The sequence below is a fragment of the Draconibacterium sp. genome (genome assembly GCF_041583095.1).
GTDB lineage: Bacteria > Bacteroidota > Bacteroidia > Bacteroidales > Prolixibacteraceae > Draconibacterium.
In genome coordinates this window covers 1-8262 of sequence record NZ_JBFHGM010000222.1, presented here as the reverse complement: position 1 = coordinate 8262, position 8262 = coordinate 1, and the positions used below count along the sequence as shown (strand labels likewise).

General features: G+C 42.1%; 9 protein-coding genes. 2 read left to right on the top strand and 7 right to left on the bottom strand.

The window, feature by feature from the left end:
- A partial coding sequence (locus ABZB17_RS17160) for a hypothetical protein (protein WP_372651915.1) occupies positions 1–228 on the bottom strand: 228 nt, incomplete at its 3' end.
- A gap of 95 nt (positions 229–323) precedes the next feature.
- Between ABZB17_RS17160 and ABZB17_RS17155 the strand changes: the two genes are divergently transcribed.
- Both ABZB17_RS17155 and ABZB17_RS17150 read left to right on the top strand, forming a co-directional pair.
- On the top strand, positions 324–1118 hold the full coding sequence (locus ABZB17_RS17155; RefSeq protein WP_372651913.1) for a hypothetical protein: 795 nt from the start codon (positions 324–326) through the stop codon (positions 1116–1118).
- Positions 1119–1206: 88 nt separating this feature from the next.
- Complete coding sequence (locus ABZB17_RS17150) at positions 1207–1737, top strand: PepSY domain-containing protein (protein ID WP_372651911.1); 531 nt, start codon at positions 1207–1209, stop codon at positions 1735–1737.
- Positions 1738–2152: 415 nt separating this feature from the next.
- Here the strand turns inward: ABZB17_RS17150 and ABZB17_RS17145 are convergent, their stop codons facing one another.
- The 6 genes from ABZB17_RS17145 to priA form a co-directional block, all read right to left on the bottom strand.
- Positions 2153–3742 carry a LysM peptidoglycan-binding domain-containing protein gene (locus tag ABZB17_RS17145; RefSeq protein WP_372651909.1) on the bottom strand — a complete coding sequence of 530 codons (1590 nt, stop codon included), beginning with the start codon at positions 3740–3742 and terminating at the stop codon, positions 2153–2155.
- 1 nt (position 3743) lies between these two features.
- A complete protein-coding gene (locus ABZB17_RS17140; RefSeq protein WP_372651907.1) occupies positions 3744–4385 on the bottom strand; it encodes a DUF5683 domain-containing protein in 642 nt (213 codons plus the stop codon).
- A gap of 58 nt (positions 4386–4443) precedes the next feature.
- Positions 4444–5310, bottom strand: coding sequence for a ParB/RepB/Spo0J family partition protein (locus tag ABZB17_RS17135; RefSeq protein WP_372651905.1), 867 nt, complete (start codon positions 5308–5310; stop codon positions 4444–4446).
- A 16-nt stretch (positions 5311–5326) separates the two neighbouring features.
- Entirely contained in the window at positions 5327–6127 is an 801-nt protein-coding gene (locus ABZB17_RS17130) for a ParA family protein (protein ID WP_372651903.1), read from the bottom strand.
- Positions 6128–6250: 123 nt separating this feature from the next.
- Complete coding sequence (locus tag ABZB17_RS17125) at positions 6251–7246, bottom strand: bifunctional heptose 7-phosphate kinase/heptose 1-phosphate adenyltransferase (protein WP_372651901.1); 996 nt, start codon at positions 7244–7246, stop codon at positions 6251–6253.
- A 188-nt stretch (positions 7247–7434) separates the two neighbouring features.
- The coding region (gene priA / locus ABZB17_RS17120; protein WP_372651899.1) for a primosomal protein N' at positions 7435–8262 on the bottom strand (828 nt) is incomplete at its 5' end.

The window sequence follows — 8262 nt, the reverse complement described above, 5'->3', positions numbered from 1 at the left end:
CATTTGGTCGTAAGAAAATCCTGCCGTCTTTTTAATTTTCGATTCACGATGATTTTCCGATTCGCGAACAAACAAAGCTTCAGTGGCTCCCAGGTTATGCGCCAGCCGAATGATTTTGCCGATATTCTCAGAATTCGACAGGTGCCAGGCCGCGATAATTATTGCACTGTTATCAGGGAATTTCTCGTCGTCTTTGGTATTAAAAAACTCTACGGAATTGGTGTTCATGATAATAAACCGGCTTTTCTTCGTTACTGTAAATAGTATTAAAATACTACTTTTGTACAAATGGTGAATTGCCAAAAATAAACAATAATAAACGAATGAAGATTTCTGTTCAATACCTGTTGCTTTTAGTGCTAATAATTTTTGTTTCATGCGGCCCGTCGGATGAAGATAAGGCGCGTGTAAAGATCGATCTGGCTAAAAACCTGCTGGCTAAAAACGATACGGCTGAAGCGATTCGTCAGTTAGACAGTATTCCAAAACTTTACCCCGAAGCAATGTATTCGGCCAATGCGGCAAAAAACCTGTTGCAGGAGGTTCGTTTTCAGGTGATGCAGCGGAAAGAGGCTGAACTTGATTCGGTAGAAGTACAGGTTGCAGAGCTGGAAAAATCGTTTGTAAAAGAAAAGACCGAGTTCGACCGGTATGCTCAATATACACATAAACGCCAGACTTTTACCCGGGCGTGGGATCGTTCGTATATTCAGGTGCATTTGGATGAGCGCGGCGAGCTGTATTTAAGCAGTAATTATCATGGCGAAAATTGGTTGAATCACACCGGGCTTCGGGTGTACGACAGTGGAGACGATGCTAAAACCGAAGAGATTCCTGTTGGTTCGGTTGATAACCACCGCAGCGATTTTATGGAAGCCAAATGGGAAAAGGTATCGTACCGAAACGGCAAAGACAATGGCGTAATTGAGTTTATTGCCAATAATGTAGACCGCAACCTTAAAGCTGTTTTTCTGGGTAAGGAATACTATTATATTATTCTGGAAACCTACGACAAAGAAGCTGTTCGCGATGCACTGGCTTTATCGAAAGCCATAAAAAAACGCAATAAACTGGAGCAGGAGATTAAAGCGCTGGGTGAAAAGATTAATATTCAGTGATTAACAATATGGTTTCAGGTTATGTCGTTTATTTCTTTGCTTCAAGCAATACCTCTTTCAATAAATATCATGAAATGTTGGCCTTTTTATGACCCAAAATGGAAATAGTAAACAGGCACGTGCAATCAGAAGTGTGAGAAGGGTGCATCGCATAACCGGAATTGTTCTGTTTGTGGCTTTTATTTTTATGTCGATTTCTGGCCTATTACTGGGGTGGAAAAAGAACAGTGGTGGTCTTATATTGGCAAAATCGGAAAAGGGCACTTCAACAGAACTCAGCGAATGGTTGCCGATCGACAGTTTGAATGCAATAGCTTTTCAGGTTTTTCGTGATTCTATTTCTACAGTGAAGATGCCCGAATTGAACCGAATAGATGTTCGCCAGAACAAAGGGATGATAAAATTTGTATTTGAGGAAGGTTATTGGGGCATTCAGCTTGACGGAGCAACTGGAGAACTTTTGCAGATTGAACGTCGTTGGTCGGATCTCATCGAGAATGTTCATGATGGCTCTATTCTCGACCACTGGTTTCGTACCAATGGCGGGCTGAAACTAATCTACTCAAGCATCACCGGTTTGGCGCTGCTACTATTTAGTATTACCGGATTTTGGTTGTAGTACGGGCCAAAACGGATGCGCAGAAAAATGGAACGCTGATGACACTGATTTAGTGGATTCGCGATGGTTTTCTTCTAAAATATTTGACGATTTATGAAAATTCTGTTAATGTCACACAGACATTTGCCAAATTTTGTTCCGTCAGGTCTCGTCCGACGGACACGCCATTAAAAACATGTCAGCAAAGGTTTGTCAGCCGGACATTAGTTGGCAGAATGTTCGGGGAAGCAATGTCGGTCAGACATTCGATGAAAAATCAGTTTGGCGAATCTCGTCAGTCAGACATTTGGTGAAAAACCTTTCGCCGGGCACTTGTCTGGCAGACAAACAATGAAAGAAGCTTCAGCCAATACTTGTCTGGCAGACGTTTCTTCTTTTGCCTCAGGGGTAAAACAAAATCCAGGGAATTTACAGACTAGCCTTTACGTTTGATCTTTAATTTCTGCCCGATATACAATCCGCGGTCGTTTTTCAGCTCATTTAACCGCATAATCTCATCAGCCGAAATTCCTGCATATTTCTGGGCAATGTCCCATAAGGTATCGCCTTTACGCACGGTGTAATATTCAAAATTCGGATCAAGAGGTTTTGTTGTGCGCGTTGTTGTTGGTGTTGACGATTTCCCGATCGAAGCCTGTTTTTCAGCAAAACTCATGGCTGCAACCTGCTCGTACTTTTCCTTGTCTTTTTCAGGAACGTAAATGGCCAGTTTCTGGCCCACACGAATGATATCGCGGTTAATGTTGTTCCAATACCGTAAATCGGAAGTACGCACATGAAACCACGACGATATAAATCCAACATTGTCGCCCGCTTTAACGGTGTAAACTACCTTTGCTTTCCCTTTAATGTCAACAGGCGTAAAGTAACTGCTGTTGCTGCTTGCTGGGTCCATTAAGGTATTGTTGGGGAAGTATTTGTTGCGCTCGAAAGCAAAAATTGCTGTATCCAGGTCAACAAAATCCAAAATCACATCATTCGGTAAAACCAACGGATATGGCTTGCTTTCTTTGGCCGGAATCACATCGCGGCGGTACATCGGATTTAATGCACGTAATTCTTCCTTTTCGATGTGTAGTTTTGCACTTACCTGGTCAAAATGCAGGTAGTCGTTCACCATCACGGTATCAACCGACAGTTCGATCTCCGGGAAACGCGGTACTAAGTTGTGCTCCTTATAATATTCGAAAGTATAAGTTGCCGCAATAAATGCCGGAACGTAACCTCTGGTTTCGCGTGGCAACCGATAATAAATTTCCCAGTAATTTCTTTTTCCTCCCGAGCGGCGGATGGCACGGTTTACATTTCCGGGGCCACAGTTATAAGCGGCAATGGCTAAATGCCAGTCGCCATATATATCATGAAGTTTTGTAAGATAACGGGCAGCGGCATCGGTGGCTTTTATCGGGTCGCGGCGCTCGTCAACAAACGAGGTAATTTCAAGTTTCATGTTGCGGGCAGTGCCGTACATAAATTGCCACAGTCCGTTTGCGCCAACCCGCGAGCGTGCCGTTGGATTTAGTGCCGACTCAATAATAGCCAGGTATTTAATTTCCAGCGGCATGTCGTATTTATCCAGCGTTTCCTCAAAAATAGGGAAGTAATAGGCCGATAAACCAAGCATCACTTCAACCAGGTCGCGACGTTTTTCGGTGTACATCTTTATGTAGTTATTTACCACCGAGTTGTACGAAAGATCAACAACCTGTTCAATTTCTTTTAAACGGTTGATGTAAACCGAGTCGGGCAGGTTTTTTGGGTAATCGAGTGTTCTTACTTCCGAATTGTCCAAATCAAAACGATTCTGAATATCCCACGAGCTCATCATGCTGTCCATCTGATCCGAGAAAATAGGATTCAGCATATCATCAACATCCAATGTGTTAAAACCGGTAGTGTCTGCTTCCAGTTTCAGGTCATCTAATGTAAGCGCGGTGTCAACTTCCTGCGCCAAGGCGTTGGTAAAAAGTAATAGCGAAAATATATAAATGATAATGTGTTTCATCTTAAAAAGTAAAAGTACAACTTACACCATAAACGCATTGAAAATCCTGGTATTGCATTGTAGGCTGCCAGTTAAATGTAAGGTCTTCGCTGATATCAAAATCGTACAAGTGCGCATCTACACTGGCATCGATAATGTTCAGTCCGTAAAATCCAATAATACTGATAATTAGCAAATCGCGATTACGCCGGTAATAACTTCGTTGTTTGTCGAGCCCGGTTTTAAAATTGTTGTAATACGTAGGATTATTTAAGTCGTAATACTGTGTGGCTTCCAAATCCATATACGAATTTGTTGGATCCTCCGGTCCGTATGGTCCGGGGCCGTCGGTTAAATCTGCGTAGGCCTGACGCATAATTTTATAGTTGTCGTTGTTCCAGTGAATAAAATAACCGATGGTTCCAAAACCGGCATAAATCAACGGAATTTTCCAGTATTTTTTGTTGTAGGCCTGTCCAAGTCCCGGCAAAAAAGTTGAATAGAGGGTGGCTTTTTTAGGCGAATGTTCAACCTTCGTGGTTACTTCATTTGCCTGTGTAATAAAAGCAGAATCCTGCGCAGTGGTTTGCCCCAGCAAATTAAAACTGAAAAACAATGGCAGGCTAAAAAGCAATATTTTTGAAAAAAAAACGCGTTTAATCACACTAATAATTTTGCGCAAAAATAGAAAATACCCTTAGTAATTGTGTGATTCTTAAGGTTTATTTTTGATTTTCAAATATTTTAACAATTCTTTCCAGGTCGGCTTCCGACTTAAAAGGGATGGTAATCTTTCCTTTTCCTTTCTCATTCATTGAGAAGTCGATATGTCGGCTGAAAATCTTGTCAAGCTGTGTTTTTATAATCTTGAATTCTTTTGGGAACTTAGGTTTTTTAGTATCGCTTGTTTTGTCTTCCGTAGAGTTTAAATCACGAACAACTTCTTCCACTTTCCGAACCGAAAGCCCGTGTTTTATAATCTGCTCGAAGATCATGATCTGCGTATCGGCATCATCAATGTTAATGATGGCGCGTGCATGACCCATCGATATTTCTTTGTCGATTAATCCTTTCTGAACAATGGCCGGAAGTTTTAACAAACGCAGGTAGTTGGCAATTGTAGAGCGTTTTTTACCTACACGGCCACTCAGTTCTTCCTGCGTGTATTCCAACTCATCCATCAGGCGTTGGTAGCTTAGTGCAATCTCAATGGAGTCGAGGTCTTCGCGCTGAATGTTTTCCACCAACGCCATTTCCAACATTCCATCGTCTTTGGCTTTGCGCACATAAGCCGGTATTTTATTCAGTCCTGCCAGTTGCGATGCTCTGAAACGACGCTCTCCGGCAATGATCTGGTATTTGTTGTCGCCAACTTTTCGTAAGGTAATGGGCTGTATCAATCCAATTTCTTTGATAGAGGCTGAAAGCTCTGCCAGTGCCTCTTCGTCAAATTTCGTGCGGGGTTGAAAAGGATTTGCTTCAATCTTGCTTAATTCAATTTCATCCAGTCCGGCGCCTTGCTGCATTTTTTCAGCATCGTCGATCAATGCGCCTAATCCTCTTCCAAGTGCATTCCTTTTTGCCATCATACTTACTTAAGAATGTTTAATTTATAACAACATTGTCTTTCGACATTTTAGTCATGGCATTGCGCTGTAATATTTCGCGCGCCAGGTTCATGTGGTTAATTGCTCCTTTCGAGCTTGCATCGTAAAGTACCACAGGTTTTCCGTAGCTGGGTGCTTCACTTAATTTTACGTTACGTTGAATTACAGTGTCGAATACCATTTCCTGGAAGTGGTGTTTTACTTCTTCCAACACCTGGTTCGACAGGTTTAAACGGCCGTCGTACATGGTAAGCAGGAATCCTTCGATTTCCAGTTCCGGGTTCAAACGGTTCTGAATGATTTTGATGGTATTCAGCAGTTTTCCAAGTCCTTCCAATGCAAAATATTCGCACTGAACCGGAATGATAACAGAATCAGACGCAGTAAGGGCATTTACCGTAATTAATCCCAATGATGGTGAGCAGTCGATAAAAATAAAATCGTACTTGTCTTTTATCGTTTCCAATGCTGATTTTAGCACTTTCTCGCGGTTCGGCAGGTTTAGCATTTCAATTTCAGCACCAACCAAATCAATGTGAGACGGAATTATATCCAGGTTATCGATGCCTGTGTGTAAAACCGCTTTTTCGGCTTCGATTTCATTTACAATACATTCGTAGATACTCGATTGCACATTCCTCAGGTCGAATCCTAAACCCGATGTGGCATTTGCCTGCGGGTCGGCGTCAATAATCAGAACCTTCTGTTCAAGTACTGCCAGACTTGCAGCCAGATTAATTGTTGTGGTTGTTTTACCAACTCCTCCCTTCTGGTTTGCCAACGAAATTATTTTTCCCATTTATAGCGTCTTTTATATTCTTGAGCGGTTTCAAAGTTAACAATTTACCATTAACCAAAGTGAAATTTTAGGGGCAGGCCGGGGGATAATTTGGTAAGCGCTTGGATTTGAACAGAAAAGCGCTTAAATTTTTTGAGATTTCATTTCTTTTTTCAGCTGTGTTTTATCAACCGGAACAACACCGACTTTTTCGCAAACCAATCCGCCTGCCAGGTTCGACATCAGCGCCATTATTTTTGGAGAAAGCCCTGCTGCCATTGCCAGACTAGCCACTCCGATTACCGTATCGCCGGCTCCCGAAACATCAGCAATATCGCGAATTGCAACCGGGTAATATTGTTCTTCTTCACCATTGATGATAAAAACTCCCAGTTCTGAAAGTGTTATGAGTATCAACTTTAATTGGTGCTCTGCTTTAAAGGTTTCAGCTGCCTTTTTCAGGTTTTCGAGGTCGCCTTTTTTTAGCGGGAACCTTGTACCTTCAACAAACTCTTTAAAGTTGGGCTTAAAAAGCGATACATTTTTATAGTTGCTAAAGTTTCGCTTTTTTGGATCAACAGAGGTCGGGATGCCTTTCTCCTGCGCCAGTTCGTTAATGGTTTTAAATAAATTTGGCGTAACCACACCTTTGTCGTAATCAACAAAAACGATCACATCAACCGGATGTGTTTCCATTTCTGTTTTTATAGCATTGATCAATTTCTTTTCCATTTCTTCCGAAATGTAATCAATTGATTCTTCGTCGATTCGTACGATTTGTTTACCGGAACTAATTACCCGGTTTTTTACCGTTGTATTTCGCGACGGATCGATAAATATCCCCTCGGAAGAGACTTTGCGTTTGTCTAAAAGATTTAGGAATTCTTTACCGTTGTCGTCGTCGCCAACCACCGCAAAAAGTTTTGGAGTAGCTCCCAGTTCCTGAATATTTCGGGAGACGTTTGCCGCGCCGCCAAGACGGTTTTCGCGTGTTGTAACGGATACAATCGGCACCGGAGCTTCAGGAGATAAACGGTCAACTTTTCCCCAAAGATAGGTGTCAACCATAGCGTCGCCAATTACAATGGCGCGTATTTTTGAAAACCGGTTGAATATTTCGTCTACTTCTGCTTTATTCACACAACGATGTTATGAGCACAAAATTAAGAAAAAACAACGGTAGGCAAATGTAAAAACCAGAAACTTATTCTGTTTTTATAAAATTGTTGAGAGTAAAATGTTTTGTGGGAGAGTTAGATATTGGATACTAGATACTTGATTTTGGATCCTGGATGCTTGATATTGGTTGCTGGATTGTCCTGTGTTTGTTATGCAGGATCAACATCGATATTAAAAACGCAACTGCTGTTTGATGGGAGATGCCTGACTGCTTTTACGGCAGCGGTGATTTCTTTTTTTACAAGATCAAGATTGAGTTTTCGATCAATTTTTATCCAGATCTCTTTGTGGTGCCACAGTTGAATACGGCTGATCAGTGGATATTCCGGCCCCATAACAATCAGCTGTTTATGTTTTTTTAGTTGCTGTGCCAGTTGGTTGGCAGCCCGGTCGACGCTTTGAACATTTTTGTGTTTCACCACAATTTTCACCAGGCGGAAGAATGGCGGATATTTAAACAGCTGGCGTTCTTCAAACTGCTCTTTTAACGTGCCCTGATAGTTTTGATCGCGAATTAGTTGAATTAGCGGATGATCGGGCTGCGAGGTCTGAATCACTACTTTTCCTTGTTTGTGCTTTCGTCCGGCGCGGCCAGCCACCTGCGAAATAAGCTGGTAAGCACGTTCGTGTGCCCTGAAATCGGGGAAATTGATCAGGTTATCGGCATTTAAAATTCCCACTACACTCACATGTTCAAAATCCAGTCCTTTGGTCACCATTTGAGTCCCGACCAGGATATCTGTTTTTCGCTCTTCCAGGTTTTTAACGATTTTGGCAAATGCATTTTTCGACTGCGTGGTATCCAAATCCATACGCGCAATTCGTGCATTTCGGAACAAGGGTTTTAGCTCGTCCTCAATTTTCTCGGTACCGTAACCCCGGGTTTTTAATTCGGGCGAACCGCAATTGTCGCATTTGTCGGGCAGCTGGTAACTAAACCCACAGTAGTGGCAACTTAACCTCCGCTTGTATTTATG

Coding starts and splice junctions, on each gene's coding strand:
- ABZB17_RS17145 (WP_372651909.1), bottom strand. CDS start 3,742: ATGAAACACATTATCATTTATATATTTTCGCTATTACTTTTTACCAAC.
- ABZB17_RS17150 (WP_372651911.1), top strand. CDS start 1,207: ATGACCCAAAATGGAAATAGTAAACAGGCACGTGCAATCAGAAGTGTG.
- ABZB17_RS17130 (WP_372651903.1), bottom strand. CDS start 6,127: ATGGGAAAAATAATTTCGTTGGCAAACCAGAAGGGAGGAGTTGGTAAA.
- ABZB17_RS17135 (WP_372651905.1), bottom strand. CDS start 5,310: ATGATGGCAAAAAGGAATGCACTTGGAAGAGGATTAGGCGCATTGATC.
- ABZB17_RS17155 (WP_372651913.1), top strand. CDS start 324: ATGAAGATTTCTGTTCAATACCTGTTGCTTTTAGTGCTAATAATTTTT.